Source organism: Phenylobacterium sp. (assembly GCF_030651755.1).
In the GTDB taxonomy this organism is placed as follows: domain Bacteria; phylum Pseudomonadota; class Alphaproteobacteria; order Caulobacterales; family Caulobacteraceae; genus Phenylobacterium.
On sequence record NZ_JAUSBZ010000095.1, the window covers coordinates 1 to 23,130 of the forward strand.

Below are 23,130 nucleotides of genomic sequence, written 5' to 3' on the forward strand. Positions count from 1 at the left end.
TGGTGATCTGGACCACCACCCCCTGGACGATCCCGGCCAACCGGGCGATCGCCTATAACGAGTCCATCGCCTATGGCGCCTATCAGGTCGAGGCCCTGGAAGAGGGGTTGGAATTCGAGCCCTGGGCCAAGCCGGGCGACAAGCTGATCGTCGCCGACAAGCTGGCCGAGGAGGTCTTCAAGGCCGCCAAGATCGGCAAGTGGCGCAGGATCGAGGCCATTGATTGCCAGGGCATGGTCTGCGCCCACCCGCTGGCGGCGCTGGACAGCCACTATGGCTACTCCGTTCCCCTGCTGGCCGGCGACCATGTGACCGAGGAGGCCGGCACAGGCTTCGTCCATACCGCGCCGGGCCATGGCGCCGACGACTATGTGGTGTGGATGTCCCACGGCCATCGGGAGATCCCCGAGACGGTAGACGCCGACGGCGCCTATTATCCGCACGTGCCGCTGTTCGGCGGCCTCAAGGTGCTGGAGACCGAGGGCAAGAAGTCCGGCAAGTTCGGCCCCGCCAACAGCGCGGTGATGGACAAGCTGATCGAGGCCGGCGGCCTCCTGGCCCGCGGACGGCTGGAGCATTCCTATCCGCACTCCTGGCGCTCCAAGGCGCCGGTGATCTTCCGCAATACGCCCCAGTGGTTCATCCGCATGGACGAGCCCCTGGACTCAGCCCAGCACGGCGGCCGCACCCTGCGCGAGACCGCCCTGGAGTCCATCGAGGCCACCGCCTTCTATCCCGAGGCAGGGCGCAACCGCATCCGCACCATGGTCGAGAGCCGCCCCGACTGGTTGATCAGCCGGCAGCGCGCCTGGGGCGCGCCACTGGCCATGTTCGTCGACAAGGAGACGAGCCAGCCGCTGCACGACGAAGAGGTCAACGCCCGGATCATCGCGGCCATCGCCGCCGACGGCGCCGACGCCTGGTTCACCCGGCCGGTCACAGACTTCCTCGGCCCCCACGATCCCGACCGCTACGAAAAGGTCGAGGACATCCTCGATGTCTGGTTCGACTCCGGCTCCACCCACGCCTTCACCCTGGAGGGCCGGGAGAACACACGCTGGCCCGCCGATCTCTATCTGGAAGGCTCAGACCAGCACCGCGGCTGGTTCCAGTCCTCGCTTCTGGAAAGCAGTGGGACCCGAGGCCGCGCGCCCTATAACGGGGTGCTCACCCATGGCTTCACCATGGATGAGAACGGCGAGAAGATGTCCAAGTCCAAGGGCAACACCGTCGATCCCCACCAGGTGATCAAGGAGTCCGGGGCCGAGATCATCCGTCTGTGGGCGGCCATGGTCGACTATTCGGACGACCAGCGGATCGGCAAGACGATCCTGGCCACCACCGCCGACGCCTATCGCAAGCTGCGCAACACCCTGCGCTATCTCCTGGGCGCCCTGGCCGGCTATTCGGATGAGGAAGCCGTGGCGCTCGCGGACATGCCGCCGCTGGAGCGTTACATCCTGCACCGGCTGCAGGCGCTGGATACCGAGGTCCGTGACGCCTATGCCGGCTACGCCTTCCAGGACGTCATCCGGCCGCTGATCGCGTTTTGCCAGGAGGACCTGTCGGCCCTGTTCTTCGACGTCCGCCGCGACGCCCTCTATTGCGACCAGCCGACGGCGCTGCGCCGCCGGGCCGCGCGCACCGTCATGGACGCGGCCTTCGAACGCCTGACCGTCTGGCTCGCCCCGCTGATGCCCTTCACCACCGAGGAAGCCTGGACCCTGCGATTCCCGGACGCCGGCTCCAACGCCCTGCGGATCTTCCCGGAGACACCCGCCGCCTGGGCCTGCCCGGAGGAAGCCGCCCGTTGGGCCAAGGTGCAGGCGGTCACCGCCGTCGTCACCGGCGCCCTGGAGGTCGAGCGTCGCGAGAAGCGCCTGGGCGCCGCCCTTGAGGCCGCGCCGGTGGTCCATATCAGCGACCCGGCCCTGCTGGCCGCTTTCGAGGGTCTCGATGCGGCTGAGGTGTTCCGCACCAGCCAGGCGACCCTGGTCAGCGGCGAAGGGCCTGCGGGCGCCTTCCGTCTGGCCGAGAGCCCCGCCGTGGCCGTCGAGCCCCTGCGAGCGCAAGGTCGCAAATGCGCCCGGTCCTGGCGGATCCTGCCCGAGGTGGGCGAGGATCCCCGCTATCCGGACCTGTCCTTGCGTGACGCCGAGGCCGTGGCGGCCTGGGACGCCGCCCGCGGCGCGACCTGAGGCGAGGCGGGCATGAGCCTTTCCGCGCTGATCAATCGCCACGGCTGGACCGCCTACGGGCTGGCGCTCACAGTCATTGTGCTGGACCAGATGTCCAAACACTGGATCCTGTTCGTCTACGACCTGCCCGCCCGGATCAGCGAACAGGTGGCGGGTCCCTTCTTCCTGACCATGGTGTGGAATCAGGGGGTCAGCTTTGGCCTGTTGCGGGCCGATCAGGACCTGGGGCGCTGGCTTCTGGTGGGATTTTCCGTCCTTGTCGCCATCGCCCTGGCCGTGTGGGCCAGACGCATCGACCGGCCCTTGATGGCGGCGGCCCTGGGCCTGGTCATGGGGGGCGCCATCGGCAATGCGATTGATCGGGCGCGGTTTGGGGCGGTGGTCGATTTCCTGGACGTCTCGCGACTCTATTTCCCGTGGGTGTTCAATATCGCCGACGCCGCCATCTCGGTTGGCGTGGTTCTCTTGCTGATTGATGGGCTCCGGCGCGACGCCAAGGCCTAAGGACGTTGGCGCCGGCCCCCTGTTTGCGCTAAGGCAATGGACTTTCCGGCCGGGGGCGGCCCTAGGGAGCGTTTTGTCATGACCCTCAACCGCGTGATTCTCGCCGGCGCCCTGGTCGCAGCCGTCGGTCTGGCTGGCTGCAGCTCGACCCGCTCGGCCCTTGGCATGACCAAGGTGACCCCTGACGAATTCCGGGTCGTCACCAAGGCGCCCCTGGTGGTTCCGCCCGACTATTCCCTGCGCCCGCCCGCCCCGGGAGAGCCCCAGCCTCAGGAATTGCGTCCTGAGAGCGCTGGCCGCGCGGCCCTGCTGGGCGAACGCGAAGGCCTCAATCGCAGCCAGGGCGAGCAGCAACTGGTGGCCAGGGCTGGCCTGGCCGGCGCCGACCCCTTGATTCGCTATGTGGTCGACGACGAGTTCGGCAGCATCGCCCACAAGGACAAGGGCTTCGCCGACCGCGTGATGTTCTGGCGCGGCGGAGACGCCCCGGCGCAGGCTTCGGGTCCCGACCTCTCCGGCCCCATCGACGCCGAGTCCGAACAGGCCCGGATCAACGCCATCACTGGCGGCGGTAATGTGGTCATCCGCCGTGAAGCCGGCAGCCGGATCAAGCTGCCGGGCCTCTGAGGCCCAAAAATTAGTCCTCCGCCGGGGTCCGGATCTCGTATCCGAGAGCGCCGAGGCGATCGAGTACGCCGCCCTGCGCCAGCAGAGGCCGTAGCTGCACCACAGCAATGCTGTGACCCGGCTGGCGCAGCGCCGCGACAATAGCGGCCGTCTGATCGGCCTTCAGCCGGGCGTCCAGGTCCGCCGCCCCAGGCGCGGCGGCGATGCACCGTTCGTAGCTGCGCTCGCCGCCAAGCGCGTCCCGCACCTGTCCCCAGGCCCAGGCCCGGGCGGCGGCCTGGGCTGAGCCGGGACCAGCCTCCACCGCCGCCAGGGCCTCCAGGACGCAGGCCCGCTGGGCCTCGGCCGGGGTGCGGACCACGGCGGCCAACAGGGGCGCGGCGTCATAGGTCTTGGCCTCCACCCGAATTCCCCGGGCCGCAGCCATCCGGCCAATGGTCTTGGCGGGATCAGCAGCGGTCAGACGCGCAGCGTCGCGGTAGTCGCTGACCAATAGAAGGGCGGCGGCCATGCCGTTGCGTGTCTTGTAGCGATCGGCCCCCTGACCCGCCTGGGTCCGGGCGGCCACGAAGCGGGCGCGCAGGGGCTCCCCCAGGCTCTCCTCAAACGGGGATGAAGACCGCAGGCGGACCAGGCTGACCACCGCGCCGGGCGCCGTCAGCAGGTTCACGCTGGCATTGTTGAACGGCAGGATCACCCGGTTGGCGCCCTCCAGCCGACGCTCCAGAACGCTGGCGTCCCAGCCCGACCCCTTGGGGATCACCGAGGGGACGCCCATCACATAAACGGTAGAATCCCCGTCCGAGACCCGCCACCAGGCCGGGCCGATCTCGCGGGCGGTCACCACCAGCTCTTCGATCAGGACCGCATCGGGATCCTGGGGCAGGCTGTCGGGGGTCTGGGCCGCCCCCACCAGGGGTGTGGCCAGCAGCAGCAGTCCGCAGACGAGAGCGGTCAGGCGCATCATGTCTTTCCTCAAGAGCCGCCCCCGCAGCCTGAATCGTCCTATAACGCCTTTTGGACCCAGGCTCGAACATGCGCATCCACCGCCTTCCCCCCGAAACCGTCAACCGCATCGCCGCCGGCGAGGTGGTCGAGCGGCCTGCCAGCGCCATCAAGGAGCTGGTGGAGAACGCCCTGGACGCCGGCGCCCGACAGATCGAGGTGCAGGTGGACGGCGGCGGCCTGTCCCGCATCCTGGTGGCCGATGACGGCTTTGGCCTCTCGCCGGACGAACTTCTGCTGGCCGTCGAACGCCACGCCACCTCCAAGCTCCTGCCCGACGACGCCGGCGACTATGACCTGCTGCGCATCGCCACCCTCGGCTTCCGGGGGGAGGCCCTGCCGTCAATCGGCTCAGTGGCGAGGCTTTCCATCACCAGCCGGGCCAAGGGCGCCGCCGACGCCTACGCCTTGCGGGTGGATGGCGGGGCGATGGGCCAGGTCTCGCCGGCCGCCTTCCCGGGCCCTCACGGGGCGCGGGTGGAGGTCCGCGACCTGTTCTACGCCACGCCGGCGCGGCTGAAGTTCATGAAGTCCGAGCGGGCCGAGGCCATGGCCATCGCCGAGGAGATCAAGCGCCAGGCCATGGCCCACGAGGCGGTCAGCTTCACCCTGGACATCGACGGGCGAAAGGTTCTGCGCCTGCCCGCCGAGCCGCATGGCGATGTGGGCCGGCTGGCGCGGCTCTCGGCCATCATGGGCCGGGAGTTCTCGGAAAACGCCCTGCTCATCGACCATGTCCGCGAGGGCGTGCGTCTGTCCGGCTATGCCGGCCTGCCGACCCTGAACCGCGGCAACGCGGCCCACCAGTACCTGTTCGTCAATGGCCGGCCAGTCCGCGACCGCCTGCTGCAGGGCGCCCTGCGCGGCGCCTATGCTGATTTCCTGGCGAGGGATCGCCATCCCCTGACGGCCCTGTTCCTGGAGCTCGATCCGGCCCTGGTGGATGTGAACGTCCATCCGGCGAAGGCCGAGGTGCGGTTCCGCGACCCGGCCCTGGTGCGGGGCCTGATTGTCGGTGGGCTGCGCCACGCCCTGGCCGGCGCCGGCCATCGGGCCTCGACCACCGTGGCCACAGACGCCCTGCAGGGCCTGCGGCCGGGCATGACGCCTGCGCCTCCCTATCGCCCGGGCCCCTCGGCGGCCGGCTTCTCCAGCTGGAGCGGCGGCGGTTGGGGTCCGGCGCTCGCCCAGGCCATTCCGGGCCTGAGCGAAACATCGGCTCGCCATGAGCCGGTCCACGAGCCGTCACCGCAGGGCTTCGGGGTCGCCGAGGGCGACGCCGCTCCAGCCCTCGCGCCTGATCTGGTGGACTACCCCCTGGGCGCGGCCCGGGCCCAGGTGCACGAGACCTATATCGTCGCCCAGACCCGGGACGGGGTGGTCATCGTCGATCAGCACGCGGCCCATGAGCGGCTGGTCTATGAGAAGATGAAGGCCGAAATGGCGGTGGGCGCGGTGGCCCGCCAGGCCCTGCTGATCCCCGAGGTGGTCGAGCTGGACCCGGCCGAGGCTGAACGGGTCGTGGCCCGGGCCGAGGAGCTTGCGGCGCTCGGCCTCATCATCGAGCCCTTTGGCGCCGGCGCGGTGCTGGTGCGGGAGACCCCGGCCCTGCTGGGCACGACGGACGCCGCAGGCCTGGTGCGCGACATCGCCGACGACCTGGCCGAAACCGACCAGGCCCTGGCGCTGAAGGAACGCTTGGCGGAGGTCTGCTCCACCATGGCCTGCCACGGCTCGGTCCGGGCCGGCCGGCGGCTGACGGCTCAGGAAATGAATGCCCTGCTCCGCCAGATGGAAGCTACGCCCCATTCAGGCCAGTGCAACCATGGCCGACCCACCTATGTGGAGCTTAAGCTCGCCGACATCGAGCGGCTGTTCGGCCGGCGTTAGGCGAGTTCCCGCTCAGCGAACGCCCGCATCGCCGCGCCGAGATATTCGGTCAGGCCGGCGCACCGGGCCTCGTACCGGGCGCGGAATTCCGGATGGTCCTCATAGAGCCGGCTGAGGCCATCGAAGGCTGCACGATCAGGCGCACGGTTCCAAGCGCGGGCGATCCAGTCGCACCAGCGCCTGGCCAGGGCCTGTGTCGCCTCAGAGTCGGCGGGCGCGCCAGCCTGCAGGGCGCGGGCGAATTCCGCCTCCAGAGCCTCGCCCTGCGCTATCATGTTCTGCGCGGCCGACGGCCCCATGGCCCCCAGTCCGGCCTTGGACTGGGCGACCCGGTCCCCCATGTCGCCGCCGTAACGCTCGGTCAGCCAAGCCTCATGGCGCGCCTGCGTTTCGGGCTCAAAGCCCAGATACATCTTCGTCTCGTCCATCTTCGTCTCTCCTTGAAGGTCGGCGAGGGTGGCGTCGATGGTTTCGATCAGTTGACGACCGCGATCCACCTGCTGGCGGAGCCGGTCCCTATGGGATCGCAGCGCCGCGACCCGGTCGAAACCGGGATCGTCCAGCAGGGCGGCGATGGCCGCCAGCGGCATGCCGAGCTCCCGGTGGAAGAGGACCTGTTGTAACCGCAGCAGATCCTCCCGCCCGTAATATCGGTATCCGTTGGCGCCCACCCGCGCAGGCTTGAGCAGGCCAATCTCGTCGTAATGGTGCAGGGTGCGCACGCTCACGCCCGAGAGCCGAGCCACTGTCTTGACCGTAAAATCCGTCACGAAACCTCGTCCTAGCCGATGGACAAGGCAGATGGGCCCTCACGAAAGGTGAGGGTCAAGCGCCTTCAATCGGTCAGTCTGGCACGTGCTTTCGTCTGAACGCCCGGCCTTGCCTGGCGGCGCCATCCTGCTAGCCTGAGCGCCACTGTAAGAGGGTTTTATGTCTCCCGTTGTGATGAGCCGCCGAGCCTGAGCCGTCGGGGCGGACGTGTTGAACGTCCGGCCGGGATTCAGGTGCGAACCCCGCCATCCGCGTCGCGTCGGCGCGCGGAGGGTTTGGCTATGCCTGACCACCGGACGACCTTCCGTGAACATTCCCAAACCGCAGCAAAGGACGCTGCACGCCCTCGCCCAGGGGGCGACCCTTCGCCCTGTCCGTGACCACCGCGGCCATATCATCGACGTTGACTGCATCACCGGGGAGGGCTGGCGGCTGACCGACTGTGACCTCGCCGTCTTCCAGGCCCTGCGGCGGCGGGGCTTCATCGCCAGCCGCAACGGCGGGCCTTACCGGATCACCCGGGAAGGCCTGATCAACCTGCGTAGCCGGCAGGACAACCGAACGACCTCACGCCTCTGGTAAGTATTTCAGGAAGTGGACGCGCGCGGCGCCATAGTCGCGGGCGTCCAGCTCCTGGAAGCCTGTGACCGTGGGGGGCGGCTCGCTCGCCCCCCGCTCCCAGACGATCAGGGCGCCGGGACTGAGCCAGCCCCCCTCCGCCAGGGAGGGAAGGCAGGCCTCGCCCAAGCCCTTGCCATAGGGCGGATCGAGGAAGGCCAGGTCGAAGGCGGGCCCGTCGCCCCCCGGGCGAACGCCCAGATCGGTGGCGTCGCGGCGGTGGACCCGGGTGCGGCCAAACAGGCCCAGGCTGTCCACATTCTCCCGGATCGCGCCGCGGGCCTCCTCGTCGGTCTCCACGAACAGGCAGAACTTCGCCCCCCGGGACAGGGCTTCGAAGCCCAGCGCCCCTGAGCCGGCGAACAGGTCGATGACCCGCTGATCCCTCAGGCCGCCCGACCAGGGGGCGTGTTCGAGGATGTTGAAGATGGCCTGGCGGGCGCGGTCGGAAGTCGGCCGCGTATTCACCCCCTGCGGCGCGGCCAGGCTCTTGCCGCGGAACTCTCCCGAAACGATGCGCACGGCCTAGCCCCGGGACTTGGGTCCGCGGGGGCCGCCTGAGCCCCGGGCGGGTCCGCCAGGACGAGGCCCGCCACGGGCCGGACCGGCGGGCCGTTCGCCCTTGCCGCCGCCAGACGGCTTGCGGTCGGACGTCGGCTTACCTCCGGGCTTGGCCTTGCCGGGGGCGGCGCGGGATCGCGGGGCGCCAGGCCCTGCCGTGCGGGGGCGATCGGCGGCCGGCCGTTCAGTCTTCGGGGCCTGAGACCGCGGAGCCGCGGCCTTGGACCGGTCCGCCCGGTGTCCATCTGAGCGGGGGCCATCTGATCGGGAGGACCCGGCTGGTTTGCCGCGCTCGGGCCTGGGCCGGTCTCCGCCGGTCCGCTCAGGGGCGGAACGCGCGGGCCTCGGACGGTCGGCCTGGGTCCGCTCGGGGCGGCCAGACCTTGGCGCTTCGGCCTTGGGTCGCTCAGGGCGGGGGCGCTCGCTCCGCTCGGTCCGGACGGGCTCGGGTCGTTCAGCCCGCTCGGCGCTGGCGGCGGCGCTCCGGGCGGCCTGGACCCTGGCCTTGTTGATCATCACTCGGCCCTCGGCGAGGGCGGCGTCGCGGCCGCTGACCTTGGGCGCGGGCTTGGCCTTGGGGGCGCCCTTGGGCCGCACCGTGATCTTGGCCTTGGCCCAGCCGGGCTTATAGGCCTTCTTTTCCACAGGCTTGACGACGACCTGCTCCACCTCGGCGGCCGCACGGCGGGCGGCGCCGGCGGCGCGATTGCGCTTGGGCGGCGAATAGGCCGGCCGGTCGCCCTTGGGCATGTCCTCAGGGGAAATGAAGCCGGCGAACTGTTCGCGCAGGACCCGGGGCCCCACCTCCTCGATCTCGCCGGCCTCCAGCACGCCGAGCGCCAGCGGCCCATAGGAGAGGCGGATCAGCCGGTTGACCTGCAGCCCCAGGGACTCCAGCACCCGCCGGACCTCCCGGTTCTTGCCCTCGGTCAGGGTCAGGCTGATCCAGACATTGGCGCCCTTGGCGCCTTCCCGGGCCTTGTCGATGCGGGCCTCGATGGGACCGTAGCGGACGCCTTCGACGGTCACCCCATCCTTCAGCCCGTCCAGCTTGTCCTGGGTGATGCGGCCGTGCGCGCGGGCGCGATAGCGGCGCTGCAGGCCGGTGGCCGGCAGCTCCAGGGACCGCGCCAGCGCCCCGTCATTGGTCAGCAGCAGCAGGCCTTCGGTGTTCAAGTCCAGCCGGCCGACGGAAATCAGGCGGGGCAGGCCCTCGGGCAGGGTCTCGAATACGGTGGAGCGGCCGGCCGGATCGGAATGGGTGGTCACCAGGCCCGCGGGCTTGTGATACCGGAACAGGCGGGCCGGCTCGCGGTCGTCCACGACCTCGCCGTCCACGGTGAGGATGTCGTTCGCCTCGACCTTGACCGCGGGCGTGGTCAGAACTTGGCCATTCAGCGCTACGCGGCCGGCCTCGATCAGGCGCTCGACCTCCCGGCGCGACGCGACGCCGGCGCGGGCCAGGGCCTTGGCCACGCGTTCGCCGCCGCCCTCGGCCCCGTCGGGCGCGGTGGGGTCGTGGGCGTCTGGGGCTTGACCGGAGGGGGGTCGGGGAGTTCGTTGCCGTTCGTGGACCATGATCAACGCACCATGCGCATCGCCCTGCGCGCCGCGCAAGACGCCGCCGCACGCGGGGAAACCCCTGTGGGCGCCTGTGTGGTCGATCCGGCCACCGGCGAGGTGATCGCCATCGGCGCCAACGGCCCCATCGGGAGCCATGATCCCACCGCCCATGCCGAGATCGTCGCCCTGCGCGAGGCGGCCCGCAAGCTGGGCAATTACCGTCTGACCGGCCTGACCCTGGTGGTGACGCTGGAGCCCTGCGCCATGTGCGCCGGCGCCATCAGCCACGCCCGCATCGGCCGCCTGGTGTTCGGCGCCGACGACCCCAAGGGCGGGGCCATCCTGCATGGCCCGAAATACTTCGAGCAGCCCACCTGCCACTGGCGGCCCGAAGTGACCGGCGGGATCCTCGCCGACGAAAGTGCGGCTCTGCTCCGCGGGTTTTTCCGTGCGCGGCGGGGCAAGCCCGCGCCTACCCCGCCGGAGCACACATAGGCGCCGCCCACCTTGCCAAGGCCCCCTGCCCGGTCGGATGATGGCTCCCATAAGAATTCAAACATTTTAGGGAGACGACCATGGGATTGCTCGACGGAAAAGTGGCCATTGTGACCGGGGCCGGCGGCGGCCTGGGCGAAGCCTACGCCAAGCTGTTCGCCAAGGAAGGCGCCAAGGTGGTGGTCAATGACCTGGGCGGAACCCGCGACGGGTCGGGCGCCGACCGCAGCGCCGCCCAGAAGGTGGTCGACGAGATCAAGGCGGCCGGCGGCGAGGCCGTGGCCAATGGGGACGACGTCTCCACCGTCGAAGGCGGCGAGAACATCCTCAAGACCGCCCTGGATACCTGGGGCAAGATCGACATCCTGGTCTGCAACGCTGGCATCCTGCGCGACAAGACCTTCGCCAACACGTCGGAGGCCGACTGGGACCTGGTGGTCAAGGTGCACCTGAAGGGCACCTATTGCTGCGCCTGGCCGGTGTGGAAATGGATGAAGGACAACAACCATCCCGGCGTCATGGTGCTGACCTCGTCCACCTCGGGCCTCTATGGCAATTTCGGCCAGGCCAATTACGGGGCGGCCAAGGCCGGCATCTATGGACTGATGCGCGTGCTGTCGATCGAGGGCCGCAAGTACGGCATCCGCGTCATGGGCCTGGCGCCCGGCGCCTTCACCCGCATGACCTCCGACCTGCCGGGCCGCCAAGGCAAGGAGCCTGACGCCATGAGCCTGCCGGAGAACATCGCGCCCGGCGTGCTCTACATGGTCTCCGATCTGGCCGCCGATCATTCGGGCAAGGTGCTGGGGGTCTCCTCCCGCGGCGTGCGCGAGATCAAGATGGTCCAGACCGACGGCTTCAACCCAGGCAAGCCCTACACCGCCCAGGACGTGGCCAAGCACGCCGAGGAGGTGTTCTTCCCGGCGGCGGCTGAACGCACCGCCGCCAGCGCTTAGGAGGCGGGCGCGGCGCGGCCTTGCGTCCTTCGAGGCTCGCTTGCGCTCGCACCTCAGGATGAGGAGGTGGGTGGAGGCTGACGCCCTCCCATTCCGCCCTCATCCTGAGGCGCCCGCAGGGCCTCGAAGGACGAGGTGCGGCGGCAGGGCGTTCAGTACCCCTCCAACCGCGCATCCAGCCGCGCCCGGACCGCGGGCCACTCCGCCGCCAGGATGGAGAAGACCACCGTGTCGCGGATGCGGCCGGTCCAGACGACGCGGTGATGGCGGAGGATTCCCTCCTGCACGGCGCCCAGCTTCAGGACCGCGGCGCGGGAGCGGAGGTTGATAGCGTCGACGTTCAGCTGCACCCGCCGGGCGCCGGACTCGAAGGCGTGCTCCAGCATCAGCCGTTTGGCCGCCGGGTTCACCGGCCCGCCGCGCTGGTCAGGATGGTAGTAGGTGCCGCCGATCTCGACGGTCGCATTGGCGCCGTCGGGGGAGATATAGCTGGTCATGCCGATGCAGCGGCCCTCGACCAGGACCGCATGGGGAATCCAGCTCCCGTCGACGGCCTGGGCCATCATCCGGTCCCAGCCGGCGTCGAAATGCTCCGGCGCCATGGAATGGGGATAGAGGTCGCGCCAAACCGAAAGGTCGGCGGCGCAGGCGGCCTGCAGTTCGGCGCGATGGTGTTCGGCCAAGGGTTCCAGCCGAACATGCCGATTGTGCGAATTCCGGGCTTCCAGCTGCATTTCACCCCCTGTGACGCAACGACGCGAAGAATCTTTCACCACCCCCCTTGCCTTTGGCCAGGGGGGGATTATCTCAGCCTGGCCCTTTTGGGCGTTTCCTCCCTAAAACTTTCGAGCCGCGCCCTTCATGGACGCGGCTCTTTTTTTGTCTTCAGCCCCCGGCCAGGAGGCGTAGGCCCTGGATCAGGAAGCCGGCGCCCAAGGCGGTGAAGATCCAGCGGCGCCAGCGGCGGAAGTGGTGCTCGGAGATCACGTCCAGGAACCGTCGCCCCACCGCCGCGCCGGCCACTGCGGCCAGGACAACGCCCGCCACCAAGCCCAGGGCCAACCCCTCCCCCTGGCCGCCGAGCGAAAACAGCGCCCCGCCATAAAAGATCAGCTTGGCCAGATGGGCGAAGACCTGAAAGGCGGCCTTGGTGCCGATCACCTCGTGGCGGTTGAGCGAGCTGCGGACCAGGAAGAGCTCGCTCAAGGGACCTGACACGCCGACGGTGAGCGCCATGACGGTGGCCAGGAAGCCCCCGGCCACAGCGTGGGTGGGCCGCGCGGCGTCCAGGGGGATGAGGCGCAGCGGGAGCCAGACCAGGATCGGCAGAAGCCCCATGCCGATGAAGACCGCCGCCTTGGAGGGCTGGAAGGCGACGAAGGAGAGCAGCGCCATGCTGGCGACGGCGCCGAGGCCGAACCATCCCACGGTGCGGTAGCGCACGTGCCGGGCGTTGAACCCGGCCCTGGCGAGGTTGGAGGCCAGCTGCGCCGCCCCGTGCAGAGCCAGCGCTGCGGCGACCGGCAGGATCAGGGTCAGCACCGCCATCAGCAGCGAACCGCCGGCCATGCCCAACAGACCCGATATGGCCGAGGCGGCGAAGACCGCGGCCAGGACCAGGCCGATGCTCAGCCCGCTCAAGCGCCGCCTGCCAGGAGCTGGGCGGCCTGGATCAGGTAGAGGACGCCGACGGCGGTGACGATCCAGCGGGTCCAGCGCTTGAAGTTCACGTCGCTCACTCGCTCCAGGATCAGGCCGCCGCACCAGGTGCCGGCCATGGAGAGCGGGATGGCCAGAGCGAACAGCCACCAGGGCGGCATTTCGGCCCTCCCTGCCCCGACCATCAGCGGCGCCCCGTAGACGACGATCTTGGCCAGGTGGGCGAAGACCTGGGTGGCGGCCTTGGTGGCGACGATGGCGTGGCGGGTGAGCTCGGTCCGGACAAAGAAGATGTCCAGGAGCGGGCCAGCGACGCCGGCCATCAGGTTCAGGCCGGTGACCAGGAAGCCCGAAGCAAACGCCTGGGGCGGCCGGGCGGCGTCCAGCCTCAGCCAGCCCGTCGGCAGCCAGGTGAGCCAGGGCACAAGGCCCAGCATCAGGAACAGGAAGGGCTTGGACGGGGTGAAGGCGGCCAGCGACACCAGCACGCCGGCGATCAGGGAGGCGAGCGCATACCAGCCGACAATGTCCCAGCGGACGTGTCGTCTATGGAGGATCGCCCGCCAGCCGTTGGCGACCAGCTGTAGAATGCCGTGGGTGACGAAGGCCGCTGAGACCGGCAGGACGAGCGCCAGGGCGCCCATCAGCACCAGGCCGCCGGCCATGCCGAAGACGCCCGACAGGGCGGCGGTCGCAAAGGCGGACGCCAGGATGAAGATCGCAATGGGTAGGGTCACGAGGGGTAGCCTCCAGTTGGGCGGCCGGCCCCGAACGGCGGGCACAGGCCGCCGCCGGGAAACGGTCCGCAGCGCGTCGCGCGCGGGACGGAGCTGGCGCTGCAAGCCTCATTGGGCGAGCGCCTTGTAGAAGACGGTGGTGGCCTCGGGCCGGCCGTCCGTGGAGAGGGCGAAATCTGGAATGACGCCGACGCGGACCCAGCCGCCGCGGGCGTAGAGCCGCTCGGCGTCGCCGCCGGTGACCGTGTCGAGCACCAACAGGCTCAGGCCCATGCCCTGGGCGGCCGCCTCGGCCTGCGCCAGCAGGGCCGCGCCCACGCCCTGGCGGCGGACCCGGGGATGGACCAGCATCTTGGCCACGTCCCCGCGATGGGGCTGGTTCTCCGGCCCGGCCGGAATCACCTGGACCACGCCGCAGAGCCCGGTCTCGTCCTCGCCGACGATGATGGCGCGACCGTCGTCGGCGCCGAGTTGCCCGGCCCACCACTGGCTGGCGCGATCAGGCTCAAGGCCCGCCAGAAACGACACCGAGGCGCCGCCGGCCACGCAGACCGCCAGCAGCTCGCCCAGCGCGTCCGCATGGGCCCGGGCTTCAGCGGCGGTCAGGCGGCGGAATCGGATCGGCAGGCTCATGGCCAACCGCATACACCCGCCAAAGCTTGGCCGCCAGAACGCCGAAAGGCCCCGGCTGTGGCGCCGGGGCCTTGGGGTCTAACGTCCAGCTATGGTCCAGGCCTAGTTCCGGAACACCGCTGCGGTGGACGGATCATGGGGCATTTCGCGGTATTGCCGCAGTTCATTGCGGCCGACCACCATGTGGTGGACCTCGTCCGGACCGTCAGCCAGGCGCAGGGTGCGGGTGGAGGTGTACATCCGCGCCAGGGGGGTCTTTTGCGAGACGCCGGTGGCGCCGTACATCTGGATGGCCTGGTCGATGATCTGGCAGACCCGCTCGGGCACCATGGCCTTGACCATGTGGATCCAGATGCGGGCTTCCTGGCGGTCCAGCACGTCCATGGCCTTGGCGGCCTTGAGCACCATCAGGCGCATGGCCTCGATCTCGATGCGGGCGCGGCTGACGATTTCCACATTGCCGCCCAGCTGGATGATCGGCTTGCCGAAGGCTTCCCGGGTCAGGCCGCGGGTGACCATCAGGTCGAGCGCCTTCTCGGCCTGACCGATGGCGCGCATGCAGTGGTGGATCCGGCCGGGGCCCAGGCGCAGCTGGCTGATCTCAAAGCCGCGGCCTTCGCCCAGCAGCATGTTCGAGGCCGGCACGCGGACATTGTCGAACACGATATGCATGTGGCCATGGGGCGCGTCGGGATCGCCGAACACATTCATCGGCCCGATCACCTTCACCCCAGGGGTGTCCATGGGCACCAGGATCTGCGACTGGCGCAGATGGGGCGGGCCCTCGGGGCTGGTCTGCACCATAGTGATCATCACCTTGCAGCGCGGGTCGCCGGCGCCGGAGATGTAGTGCTTCTCGCCATTGAGCACGTACTCGTCGCCGACCAGGGTGGCGCGCATGCGGATGTTCTTGGCGTCCGACGAGGCCATGTCCGGCTCGGTCATGGCGAAGGCCGAGCGGATCTTGCCTTCCAGCAGCGGCTTCAGCCACTTTTCCTTCTGCTCGGGCGTGCCGACGCGCTCGAGGACCTCCATGTTGCCGGTGTCGGGCGCGGCGCAGTTCATGGTCTCCGAGGCCATCGGATTCTTGCCGAGCTCGACGGCGATATAGGCGTAGTCCAGGTTCGACAGGCCCTCGCCAGTCTCGGCGTTGGGCAGGAAGAAGTTCCACAGACCCTCAGCCTTGGCCTTATCCTTGGCCGCTTCCAGGACTTCCAGCTGGCCCGGCGCATAGGACCAGATGTCGGTCTTGCCCTCGCCCAGGCGATAGAATTCCACGCTCATGGGCTGGACCACCTCGGCGATGAACGTCTTCACATGGTTCAGCAGGGGCACCGCCTTGTCGGAGATGCGGAGGTCGTTCAGCGCGTCCTGCGGGTTCAGTGCGAAGCTGGATTGGGCTTTTTCAGCGGCGATGTTCATGGCGGTCCTCCCGGGACATTGGCGTTGAAGCTGGGGCGCCGGGGGCTGGCCGCGGGGGGCCAGGACGCGCCCGGATCGATCTCTTCCCCACCATTGGCGCAGAATTGCTGAAAATCAAACGCCTGTTCGTCTGGGTGGCCTAAAAGGCGTTCAAACATTTGTTTGAATGGAAGGCGCGCCCCATGGATTTCGATTATTCGGCACGGCAGAAGGCCCTGATCGCCCGGGTCGAGGCCTTCATGGACGAGCATGTGATCCCGGCGGTCCCGACCTATGAGGCCCAGCAGGCGCAAGGGGAGCGCTGGAAGGTCCTGCCGGTGATCGAAGAGCTGAAGGCCAAGGCCAAGGCCGCCGGGCTCTGGAACATGTTCATGCCGCCGTCGTCTGGCGTCGCCCATGTGGATGACAGCTTCGTCTTCGAGGGCGAGCAGCTGACCAATCTGGAATATGCGCCCATCGCCGAGATCACCGGCCGGGTGGAGTTCGCCTCGGAGGTCTTCAACTGCTCGGCGCCGGACACCGGCAATATGGAGATCCTCAACCGCTACGGGACCCTCGCCCAGAAGGAGCGCTGGCTGCGCCCCCTGATGAACGGTGAGATTCGTTCGGCCTTCCTGATGACCGAGCCCCAGGTGGCCTCCTCCGACGCCACCAATATCGAGACCCGCATCGTCCGCGACGGGGACCACTATGTGATCAACGGCCGCAAGTGGTGGTCGTCCGGCATGGGCGATCCCCGCTGCAAGGTGGCCGTGGTCATGGGCAAGACCGACCTCGACGCCCCTCGCCACCAGCAGCAGAGCCAGGTCCTGGTGCCCATGGACGCGCCGGGCGTGAAGATCGTGCGGATGCTGCCGGTGTTCGGCTATGACGACGCCCCCCATGGCCACGCCGAGGCGGTGCTGGAGAATGTCAGGGTGCCGGTGCATGAAGGCCTGTTGCTGGGGGAAGGCCGCGGCTTCGAGATCAGCCAGGCCCGCCTGGGCCCCGGCCGCATCCACCACTGCATGCGCACCATCGGCGCGGCCGAGGTGGCCCTGGAGAAGATGTGCCGCCGGCTGAAGAGCCGCACCGCCTTTGGCAAGGCGATTTCCGAACACTCGGTCTGGGAGGAGCGCATCGCCCGGGCCCGCATCGATATCGAGATGACCCGCCTGCTCTGCCTGAAGGCCGCCGACATGATGGACAAGGCCGGCAACAAGGTGGCCCGTCTGGAAATCGCCATGATCAAGGTCCAGGCCCCGACCATGGCGCTGAAGGTCATCGACGACGCCATCCAGGCGCACGGCGGCGGGGGCGTCACCAGCGATTTCGGCCTGGCCAAGGCCTATGCCGGCCAACGCACCCTGCGGCTGGCCGACGGTCCTGACGAGGTCCACAACCGCACCATCGCCCGGATGGAGCTGGCCAAGTATGGCGACCTTAAGGGCCGGCTGGCGGCCGAGCAGGACGCTCAGCGCGTGCCCGTGGGCTCACGCTGAGGCCCTGCCCGGCGGCGGAGACCGGCTGGGCCGCGCTCAGGCGACCCAGTCGTGCTTCAGCCGGCGCGATCCCAGGATGAACAGGGCCGAGGCGACCAGATAGAAGGCCAGGCCCGAATAGATCGCATAGCGCAGCCCCTCATCCCCAAATCGCGGGGTCAGAACGTCTGAGACGGCGCCAAAATACCAGGTGCCCAGACCCAGGCCGATCAGGTTGTTGACGAACAGGAAGCAGGCCGAGGCCACTGAGCGCTGGGCGACCGGCACCAGATGCTGCACCGCCGTGATCACCGGACCCAGCCAGGCGAGGTTCAGGCCCTGCGGGATGATGAACAGGAAGAAGGCCAGCACCAGGGACTGGGACTGGATGGCCAGGAAGAAGCACGGCAGGGCGATCAGGAAGGCCCCGGCCGGCACCAGCAGATAGGCGCCTGGACGCTTGGGTCCCAGCCGGTCGCCCAGCCAGCCGCCGGCCCAGACGCCGATCACCCCCCCCACCAGGGTGATGACCCCCAGAAAGAGGGAGCGGTCCACCAAGCTCATGCCCAGGCTGCGCTCGAAGAAGGAGGGAAGCCAGAAGGCGATGCCATATCCGCAGACCGAGGAGGCGGCCGCCCCCAGGGAGATCAGCCAGAAGCTGGGCTTGCGGAGCAGCAGGGCGACGGTTCCGGGCGGCGGCGCCTCAGGCGGCTGTTCAGCCAGACGGGGCGCGGGGGCGACGACAGGTTCGTCATAGGCGCCGCGCTTGGGCTCCTTGACGATGAGCCGAAAGATGGGGGCGAAGGCCACGCCGGCCAGGCCGACGATGATGAAGGCCGCCCGCCAGTCGATGGCGTGGGCGATCAGGCCTCCGAAGAGGATTCCCAGGGCCGAGCCGATGGGAATGCCGAAGGAATAGGCCGCCAGCGCCCGGGCCCGATGGCTCTTGGGAAAGTAGTCGGCGATCAGAGAATAGGCCGGCGCCACGCCGCCCGCCTCGCCGATCCCCACGCCCATGCGGGCCAGGAACAGGCTCCAGAAGCCGGTGGCGAAGCCGCACAGGGCGGTGAAGCCGCTCCAGAGGGTCAGGGCCGCGGTCATGATCCAGGTGCGGCTCCAGCGGTCCGCCAGCCAGGCCACCGGGATGCCCAGGCCGGTGTAGAAGAGGGCGAAGGCCAGCCCCCCCATCAGCCCCAGCTGACTGTCGGTGAGCCCCAGGTCGGCCTTGATGGGACCGGCCAGGATTCCCAGGATCTGACGATCGAGGAAGTTAAAGGTGTAGGCGACGATCAGCACCCCAAGGACGGTGATCGGATAGCGATCAGTCCGGCTCCCTACTGGGGCTGCGGCCGCGGCGTCGGGGGAGGTGTCCATCAGGGCTCCGTAAACAGACGAAGGCCCGACTCCTTGAGGAGCCGGGCCTGGAAAGCTGTACTAGAACTTGGCTTCGAGGGAGAGGGTCACCGTCCGGGGCGGGCCATAATAGGCCGTGACCGAATTGGCGAAGAGGCCGCCGGGGAAGTTGTAGCCCCCGATCCGGTAGGTTTCCTCGCCCAGGTTCTTGCCGTGCAGGCCCACCCGGTAGCGGTCGTCCGCCGAGGTCCACATCAGGCTGGCGTCATAGAGCCAGTAGGCGCCCTGATCGAGCCGGGACGGGATCTCGAACATCGAGAAGGACGAGCGGTAGGAGGCCGAGGGGATGAAGCTGATCTTCCCCTTGTCGCCCATGTCACGCCGATAGGTCAGGCTGAAGGCGCCGGTCCATTCCGGGGTGTTCTGGAAGACCCGACTGTCCGCGAAGTCCTCGATCTGGCCCGTCAGCGGGTTGAGCGCCCGGTACTCGTCGAATTCCGCCTTGATATAGCCCAGGGCGAAGTTGGCGCTGAGCTCGGGCGTCAGATAGGCGACGCCTTCCACCTCGACCCCCGACATGTGGGATTCGCCGACATTCAGCACCTGGCTGGCGATGGAGGCGCCCACGGGCGTCTGAAGGGTCACCTGCTGGTCCTGATACTGGGCGTAGAAGACCGCCGTGTTCAGGCTCAGGCGGCGGTCGAAGAAATAGCCCTTCAGGCCCGCCTCATAGGAATCCACCGTCTCAGGCGCATAGCCGTCCCGGGAGGTGGGGGTGAGGATGGCGTCGGCGCGCATGTCGAACCCGCCGGACTTGAAGCCCTGGCTGTAGGAGGCGTAGCCGGTCAGCTCGGAACCGAAGTCGTAGCTGGCGCTGACCCGGGGGGTGAACTTCTCATAGGTGTCGGTGCTGGTGAAGTTCGACCGCACCAGGCCCGGCGTGGCCAGGGGATTGCCGAACAGGGGCGAACGGATGCCCGTGAAGTTCTGGCGATAGACCACGCCGGTCTTCTCGTCGCGGGTGTAGCGACCACCCACGGAAAGGGTCAGGGCTTCGGTGAGGTCGAAGCTGACATCGGCGAAGGCCGACCAGCTCTCAGTGTCCACATGACCCGCCGTGGCGATGGTCAGGGCCGCCTGGCTCAGCACCGTGTCGAAGGCGCCCGCCGCCGTGGCGTTCAGATAGAAGAGACCGCCGACCGCCTGCACCCGATCGCCGGAATAGAGCAGTTGCAGCTCCTGGGTGAACTGGTGGTCGTTATAGCGGGCCGGAATGTCCAGATAGGGGGCCGGGAGGGTGTCGAAGTCGATCTCACCGGCGGTCTCCCCGGTGCGGTAGGCCGAGATGGACTTGAAGGTCAGGGACTCGCTGGCGGCCCATTCCCCCAACAGGGAGACCCCGCGGCTATCCACCCGGTTCTTGTCGCCGGCGCCGGCCCGGGTGTCATAGACATTGGGCAGCACTTCGCCGCCGGGGATCGGCTGATTGGCGATGTTGAAGGCGGCGGTCTCGCGGTGTCCATGCCGGGGGTTGGACCGGTCGGTGACGATGTCGCCGGCCAGGCGGAAGAAGAGGTCAGGCGTCGGCGAGAACTCCACCGTGGCCCGGGCCGCGCTGACATCCTTGTTATAGTGCTCGGCGCCGGTGGTCAGGTTGGTCCCATAGCCATCCCGGTCAAAACTGGCCCAGGTTAGGCCGACCCCGAGGTTGTCGCTGACCATGCCCTTGGCCGAACCGATGAAGTCGCGCTGGTTGTAGGAGCCGAGCTGGCCCTTGAACCGCATCTCCGGCTCGCCATCGATCTTGGCGGTGACGTACTTGATCGCCCCGCCGATGGTGTTGCGACCGTAGAGCGTGCCCTGGGGTCCCCGCAGGACCTCCAGCCGCTCGATGTCGAAGATGTCCAGAACCGCACCCTGTGGGCGGGCGATATAGACATCGTCCACATAGAGACCGACCCCGGGCTCAAAGCCCCACAGGGGGTCCTGCTGGCCCACCCCGCGAATGAACGAGATGAGGGTGGAGTTGGACCCCCGGGCCACCTGGACGGTGAGGTTGGGAGTCGATTGCTGAAGTCGGGTGATATCGGCCGCGCCGGTGGCCTCAAGACGCTCGGCGGTCACCGCGGTGACGGCGACGGGCACGTCCTTGAGGGTCTCTTCCCGGCGCCGAGCTGTGACCACCAGCTCCTCGACCACCGAGACGCCCTGGGCAGGAGCCTGGGCCACGGCGGCGGCTGGCGCGACCGCCATCGCCGCGCTCGCAAGGAGCGCAGCCTTGAAAAGGGTATTCATTTCATCCTCCCCAACGCGCCGTTCGTTGAGCACGGCGTCGTCACAAAACTCACCACCTGGTGAATTAGGGGGACTGTGCGCGCAACCTGGGCTGTTGCGCCAGAGCCAAGATGGGAGTCGGATTCGAATTTTTGGCCAGATGGTGAATTTTCGCAACACTGACGCTTGCGCCCGGGCTCAGGCCCGGCGGCGGACCACCGTTTCAAGACCGGCGGCGCAATAGGCGAACAGGCGCTCTCGCACCGCCTGGAGATCCGAAGACCGACACCGCCCGTCCGACAGCTGGTCGATCCGTCCCGTTTCGGACAGGGCCAGCATCATCGCCCCGGTCAGGAACTGATAGCACCAGTAGAGATCGTCGATCTCGGCTTCGGGAAGCGCGACCTTGAGGGTGTCGATCAACTTGTGCACCACCGGGTCAAAGAACCGGTGCATGGTCTCTCCGCCCCAGGCCGGGGTGTTGTTCACCAGGGCCACCAGGCGGAAATAGTTCTTCCAGCCAGGCTCCTGGGTCATGGAGCGGTCCAGCAGGGGGCCGATAAACGCCTCGATCACCCCCTCGGCGCGCAGATCGTCGGGGTGGGCGGCCTGATAGGCCGCCATGGCTTCCAGCCGCTCTCGGTTGAGGATCTCTGCCCGCCGCGCGAAGACCGCGTCGAACAGCTCCCGCTTGGCCCCGAAATAGTAGTGGATCAGGGCGGTGTCGACGCCGGCCTCGGCCGCCACCTGGCGCACCGTCACCCCATAGAAGCCATGACGGGAGAACAGGTCTTCGGCGGCGTTCAATATGGCTTCGCGGAGGTCTGGGCCCTTGCCCTTGGGCCTGCGGCCCCGGGTCGCCCCGGCCGGTGGGTCGGATGACTTCGCCATGTCGCCAGTGGAGGACGGCGAACGCCTGATCGTCAAGCGTCCGGGTGCGGCCGCCTCAGAGGGTGGCCGGGCGGGTGAGGAGGAACAGGCTGAGCACGCCTGCCAGGGCCACCAGGGCCGGAACGAGTTTGAAGAGCTTGACCATGACCCATAGATAGGCACGGCCATGGCGCCTATCCAGTTAAGCTTCCGACAGAATTCCTGACGTCGGCCCCAGTCCGACGAAGGGCGAAATGCCGCAGCGCCGCTTGACTCCCCGCCCCGTCCTTCCTAATTCCAGACCGCGTTAGCACTCGGGGTTGGCGGCTGCTAATAAGCGCCGATCACGGGGGCTGACCTCATCGCAATTCCAATAGTTCCGAATGGAGCAAGACCAAATATGGCGTTTCGTCCTTTGGGAGACCGCGTCCTCGTCCGGCGCGTCGAGGAAGAACAAAAGACCAAGGGCGGGATCATCATCCCCGACACGGTGAAAGAGAAGCCGCAGGAAGGCGAGATCATCGCCGTGGGCCCCGGCGCCCGTGACGAGAGCGGCAAGGTCCAGCCCCTGGACGTCAAGACCGGCGATCGCATCCTGTTCGGCAAATGGTCCGGCACCGAGATCAAGCTCGAAGGTGAAGACCTGCTGATCATGAAGGAAAGCGACGTCCTGGGCGTCCTCGACTAAGACCGCCGGCCCTCGCCGACACGCTCGCCCCCGGGCGGGCGCAAGACCTATGGCCAAGGCCGGCCGCCCGGATGATCCGGGGCGCCGCCTTCGCCTTCAAAGAAAGTAGAAGAAGAAATGGCTGCGAAAGACGTCTATTTCTCCGCTGACGCCCGCGACCGCATGCTCCGCGGCGTCAACACCCTCGCCAACGCCGTGAAGGTGACCCTGGGCCCCAAGGGCCGCAACGTGGTCATCGAAAAGTCCTTCGGCGCCCCGCGCTCCACCAAGGACGGCGTTTCGGTGGCCAAGGAAATCGAACTGGCTGACCGCTTCGAGAACCTCGGCGCCCAGCTGATCCGCGAAGTCGCCTCGAAGACCAACGACAAGGCCGGCGACGGCACCACGACCGCGACCGTTCTGGCCCAGGCCATCGTGGTCGAGGGCCTGAAGTCGGTGGCCGCCGGCATGAACCCGATGGATCTGAAGCGCGGCATCGACAAGGCCGTCGCCAAGGTGATCGAAGAGATCAAGGCGACCTCCAAGAAGGTCTCGGCCAATTCCGAGATCGCCCAGGTCGGCACCATCTCGGCCAATGGCGACACCGAGGTCGGCGAGATGATCGCCCGCGCCATGGACAAGGTCGGCAACGAAGGCGTCATCACGGTTGAAGAAGCCAAGACCGCCGAGACCGAACTCGACGTCGTCGAAGGCATGCAGTTCGACCGCGGCTACCTGTCGCCCTACTTCATCACCAACGCCGACAAGATGGAGGCCGATCTCGAAGAGCCTCTGATCCTGCTCTACGAAAAGAAGCTGTCGACCCTGCAGCCCCTGCTGCCGGTGCTCGAAGCCGTGGTCCAGTCG

General features: G+C 68.3%; 22 protein-coding genes. 10 read left to right on the forward strand and 12 right to left on the reverse strand.

Annotated elements, in window-relative coordinates; genetic code table 11:
• The 3 genes from Q7V15_RS08680 to Q7V15_RS08690 all read left to right on the forward strand — a co-directional run.
• Positions 1-2,198: isoleucine--tRNA ligase (locus Q7V15_RS08680; RefSeq protein WP_304755106.1), on the forward strand; the 2,198-nt coding region annotated here is incomplete at its 5' end.
• A 12-nt stretch (positions 2,199-2,210) separates the two neighbouring features.
• Positions 2,211-2,702 (forward strand): signal peptidase II, encoded by a 492-nt coding sequence (gene lspA, locus Q7V15_RS08685; RefSeq protein ID WP_304755107.1) that lies wholly within the window; start codon positions 2,211-2,213, stop codon positions 2,700-2,702.
• 78 nt (positions 2,703-2,780) lie between these two features.
• Positions 2,781-3,329, forward strand: coding sequence for a DUF3035 domain-containing protein (locus Q7V15_RS08690; protein ID WP_304755108.1), 549 nt, complete (start codon positions 2,781-2,783; stop codon positions 3,327-3,329).
• Between the two features lie 10 nt (positions 3,330-3,339).
• Here Q7V15_RS08690 and Q7V15_RS08695 read toward each other — a convergent pair whose 3' ends face one another.
• Positions 3,340-4,296, reverse strand: coding sequence for a TraB/GumN family protein (locus tag Q7V15_RS08695; protein ID WP_304755111.1), 957 nt, complete (start codon positions 4,294-4,296; stop codon positions 3,340-3,342).
• A 68-nt stretch (positions 4,297-4,364) separates the two neighbouring features.
• Here Q7V15_RS08695 and mutL point away from each other — a divergent pair, with 68 nt between their 5' ends.
• On the forward strand, positions 4,365-6,224 hold the full coding sequence (gene mutL / locus Q7V15_RS08700; protein WP_304755112.1) for a DNA mismatch repair endonuclease MutL: 1,860 nt from the start codon (positions 4,365-4,367) through the stop codon (positions 6,222-6,224).
• Here mutL and Q7V15_RS08705 read toward each other — a convergent pair.
• Positions 6,221-6,994: a MerR family transcriptional regulator gene (locus Q7V15_RS08705; protein WP_304755114.1), complete on the reverse strand. Its 774-nt coding sequence runs from the start codon at positions 6,992-6,994 to the stop codon at positions 6,221-6,223. The genes mutL and Q7V15_RS08705 overlap by 4 nt on opposite strands.
• A gap of 307 nt (positions 6,995-7,301) precedes the next feature.
• Here Q7V15_RS08705 and Q7V15_RS08710 point away from each other — a divergent pair, with 307 nt between their 5' ends.
• Positions 7,302-7,577, forward strand: coding sequence for a YjhX family toxin (locus Q7V15_RS08710; protein WP_304755115.1), 276 nt, complete (start codon positions 7,302-7,304; stop codon positions 7,575-7,577).
• Here Q7V15_RS08710 and rsmD read toward each other — a convergent pair.
• On the reverse strand, positions 7,563-8,135 hold the full coding sequence (rsmD, locus tag Q7V15_RS08715) for a 16S rRNA (guanine(966)-N(2))-methyltransferase RsmD (protein ID WP_304755116.1): 573 nt from the start codon (positions 8,133-8,135) through the stop codon (positions 7,563-7,565). The two genes, Q7V15_RS08710 and rsmD, sit on opposite strands and share 15 nt — an antisense overlap.
• 3 nt (positions 8,136-8,138) lie before the next feature.
• Complete coding sequence (locus tag Q7V15_RS08720; RefSeq protein ID WP_304755118.1) at positions 8,139-9,752, reverse strand: pseudouridine synthase; 1,614 nt, start codon at positions 9,750-9,752, stop codon at positions 8,139-8,141.
• A 12-nt stretch (positions 9,753-9,764) separates the two neighbouring features.
• Between Q7V15_RS08720 and tadA the strand changes: the two genes are divergently transcribed.
• Together tadA and Q7V15_RS08730 are read left to right on the forward strand one after the other, a co-directional pair.
• Positions 9,765-10,232 carry a tRNA adenosine(34) deaminase TadA gene (gene tadA, locus Q7V15_RS08725; RefSeq protein ID WP_304755135.1) on the forward strand — a complete coding sequence of 156 codons (468 nt, stop codon included), beginning with the start codon at positions 9,765-9,767 and terminating at the stop codon, positions 10,230-10,232.
• An 80-nt stretch (positions 10,233-10,312) separates the two neighbouring features.
• Positions 10,313-11,188, forward strand: a complete 876-nt coding sequence (locus Q7V15_RS08730) for an SDR family NAD(P)-dependent oxidoreductase (protein ID WP_304755119.1) — start codon at positions 10,313-10,315, stop codon at positions 11,186-11,188.
• Positions 11,189-11,340: 152 nt separating this feature from the next.
• Here Q7V15_RS08730 and Q7V15_RS08735 read toward each other — a convergent pair whose 3' ends face one another.
• The 5 genes from Q7V15_RS08735 to Q7V15_RS08755 all read right to left on the reverse strand — a co-directional run bounded on the left by Q7V15_RS08735 (position 11,341) and on the right by Q7V15_RS08755 (position 15,639).
• Positions 11,341-11,922: a GNAT family N-acetyltransferase gene (locus tag Q7V15_RS08735; RefSeq protein ID WP_304755121.1), complete on the reverse strand. Its 582-nt coding sequence runs from the start codon at positions 11,920-11,922 to the stop codon at positions 11,341-11,343.
• Positions 11,923-12,073: 151 nt separating this feature from the next.
• Positions 12,074-12,829, reverse strand: a complete 756-nt coding sequence (locus tag Q7V15_RS08740; protein ID WP_304755122.1) for a TSUP family transporter — start codon at positions 12,827-12,829, stop codon at positions 12,074-12,076.
• Positions 12,826-13,584, reverse strand: coding sequence for a sulfite exporter TauE/SafE family protein (locus tag Q7V15_RS08745; RefSeq protein ID WP_304755124.1), 759 nt, complete (start codon positions 13,582-13,584; stop codon positions 12,826-12,828). Before Q7V15_RS08745 ends, Q7V15_RS08740 begins: the two co-directional genes overlap by 4 nt.
• Positions 13,585-13,692: 108 nt before the next feature.
• Positions 13,693-14,217, reverse strand: coding sequence for a GNAT family N-acetyltransferase (locus Q7V15_RS08750; protein WP_304755125.1), 525 nt, complete (start codon positions 14,215-14,217; stop codon positions 13,693-13,695).
• Positions 14,218-14,319: 102 nt separating this feature from the next.
• The gene (locus tag Q7V15_RS08755; RefSeq protein ID WP_304755126.1) at positions 14,320-15,639 is read right to left on the reverse strand and encodes an acyl-CoA dehydrogenase family protein; all 1,320 of its coding nucleotides are present in this window, start codon (positions 15,637-15,639) and stop codon (positions 14,320-14,322) included.
• Between the two features lie 182 nt (positions 15,640-15,821).
• On the opposite strand from Q7V15_RS08755, the gene Q7V15_RS08760 reads away from it, so the two are divergent.
• Positions 15,822-17,120 (forward strand): acyl-CoA dehydrogenase family protein, encoded by a 1,299-nt coding sequence (locus Q7V15_RS08760; protein WP_304755127.1) that lies wholly within the window; start codon positions 15,822-15,824, stop codon positions 17,118-17,120.
• Positions 17,121-17,156: 36 nt separating this feature from the next.
• On the opposite strand, the gene Q7V15_RS08765 is transcribed toward Q7V15_RS08760, so the two are convergent.
• The 3 genes from Q7V15_RS08765 to Q7V15_RS08775 form a co-directional block, all read right to left on the reverse strand.
• Positions 17,157-18,473, reverse strand: coding sequence for an MFS transporter (locus Q7V15_RS08765; RefSeq protein ID WP_304755129.1), 1,317 nt, complete (start codon positions 18,471-18,473; stop codon positions 17,157-17,159).
• Positions 18,474-18,533: 60 nt separating this feature from the next.
• Positions 18,534-20,747: a TonB-dependent receptor gene (locus Q7V15_RS08770; protein WP_304755131.1), complete on the reverse strand. Its 2,214-nt coding sequence runs from the start codon at positions 20,745-20,747 to the stop codon at positions 18,534-18,536.
• Positions 20,748-20,924: 177 nt separating this feature from the next.
• Entirely contained in the window at positions 20,925-21,617 is a 693-nt protein-coding gene (locus Q7V15_RS08775) for a TetR/AcrR family transcriptional regulator (RefSeq protein WP_304755132.1), read from the reverse strand.
• Between the two features lie 379 nt (positions 21,618-21,996).
• Between Q7V15_RS08775 and groES the strand changes: the two genes are divergently transcribed.
• Positions 21,997-22,284 carry a co-chaperone GroES gene (gene groES / locus Q7V15_RS08780; protein ID WP_293321778.1) on the forward strand — a complete coding sequence of 96 codons (288 nt, stop codon included), beginning with the start codon at positions 21,997-21,999 and terminating at the stop codon, positions 22,282-22,284.
• 117 nt (positions 22,285-22,401) lie between these two features.
• Positions 22,402-23,130 (forward strand): chaperonin GroEL (groEL, locus tag Q7V15_RS08785; RefSeq protein ID WP_304755133.1); only part of this gene is annotated, 729 nt, incomplete at its 3' end.

Coding starts and splice junctions, on each gene's coding strand:
- lspA (WP_304755107.1), top strand. CDS start 2,211: ATGAGCCTTTCCGCGCTGATCAATCGCCACGGCTGGACCGCCTACGGG.
- Q7V15_RS08690 (WP_304755108.1), top strand. CDS start 2,781: ATGACCCTCAACCGCGTGATTCTCGCCGGCGCCCTGGTCGCAGCCGTC.
- Q7V15_RS08695 (WP_304755111.1), bottom strand. CDS start 4,296: ATGATGCGCCTGACCGCTCTCGTCTGCGGACTGCTGCTGCTGGCCACA.
- mutL (WP_304755112.1), top strand. CDS start 4,365: ATGCGCATCCACCGCCTTCCCCCCGAAACCGTCAACCGCATCGCCGCC.
- Q7V15_RS08720 (WP_304755118.1), bottom strand. CDS start 9,752: ATGGTCCACGAACGGCAACGAACTCCCCGACCCCCCTCCGGTCAAGCC.
- tadA (WP_304755135.1), top strand. CDS start 9,765: ATGCGCATCGCCCTGCGCGCCGCGCAAGACGCCGCCGCACGCGGGGAA.
- Q7V15_RS08730 (WP_304755119.1), top strand. CDS start 10,313: ATGGGATTGCTCGACGGAAAAGTGGCCATTGTGACCGGGGCCGGCGGC.
- Q7V15_RS08735 (WP_304755121.1), bottom strand. CDS start 11,922: ATGCAGCTGGAAGCCCGGAATTCGCACAATCGGCATGTTCGGCTGGAA.
- Q7V15_RS08750 (WP_304755125.1), bottom strand. CDS start 14,217: ATGAGCCTGCCGATCCGATTCCGCCGCCTGACCGCCGCTGAAGCCCGG.
- Q7V15_RS08755 (WP_304755126.1), bottom strand. CDS start 15,639: ATGAACATCGCCGCTGAAAAAGCCCAATCCAGCTTCGCACTGAACCCG.
- Q7V15_RS08760 (WP_304755127.1), top strand. CDS start 15,822: ATGGATTTCGATTATTCGGCACGGCAGAAGGCCCTGATCGCCCGGGTC.
- Q7V15_RS08765 (WP_304755129.1), bottom strand. CDS start 18,473: ATGGACACCTCCCCCGACGCCGCGGCCGCAGCCCCAGTAGGGAGCCGG.
- Q7V15_RS08770 (WP_304755131.1), bottom strand. CDS start 20,747: ATGAATACCCTTTTCAAGGCTGCGCTCCTTGCGAGCGCGGCGATGGCG.
- Q7V15_RS08775 (WP_304755132.1), bottom strand. CDS start 21,617: ATGGCGAAGTCATCCGACCCACCGGCCGGGGCGACCCGGGGCCGCAGG.
- groES (WP_293321778.1), top strand. CDS start 21,997: ATGGCGTTTCGTCCTTTGGGAGACCGCGTCCTCGTCCGGCGCGTCGAG.